Source organism: Blastomonas sp. CCH1-A6, assembly GCF_001556365.1.
Lineage (GTDB): Bacteria > Pseudomonadota > Alphaproteobacteria > Sphingomonadales > Sphingomonadaceae > Blastomonas > Blastomonas ursincola.
This window is the reverse complement of record NZ_LSIS01000334.1, coordinates 1-413: the sequence shown is the minus strand read 5'-3', so window position 1 is coordinate 413 and position 413 is coordinate 1. Positions and strand designations below refer to the sequence as shown.

General features: G+C 70.2%; 1 pseudogene. It reads right to left on the bottom strand.

The window, feature by feature from the left end:
* Positions 1 to 290, bottom strand: a pseudogene (locus AX735_RS16100) (EamA/RhaT family transporter); the annotation flags it as partial.
* Positions 291 to 413 lie beyond the last annotated feature (123 nt).

The window sequence follows — 413 nt, the reverse complement described above, 5'->3', positions numbered from 1 at the left end:
CAGAAGAACAGCACCGCCATGCCTGCCACCACCGTGCCGCGCAGCAGATGCAGCCGCAGCGCCGCGCCGCGCGGCAGCCGCCGGTTGCCCTTCCACCAGAACAACGCGCCTGCCAGCGCCGAACCGATCAGGCAGCGCCAGAACAAGGCCGCGATCACGCCGATATCGATCGTCACCGCCTTCATCGCGCTGTCCATGGCGCCGAAGAACATCATGCCGCCGGCACAGGCGACAAAGGCCAGCAGCGGCGCGCGCGGGGCAACGGTAAGCGGGGCGGGGGTGCTGGCCATGGTGCCGCTATCGGGGTGCGAAGCGGCGCTGTCCAGTGCTGTCGGTCGAAGACCGGCGCTCAGCGGTCCATCTGCGCAAGCGCGGCACGCGTCGCATCGCGATAGGCGGTGCCGTCATGGCGG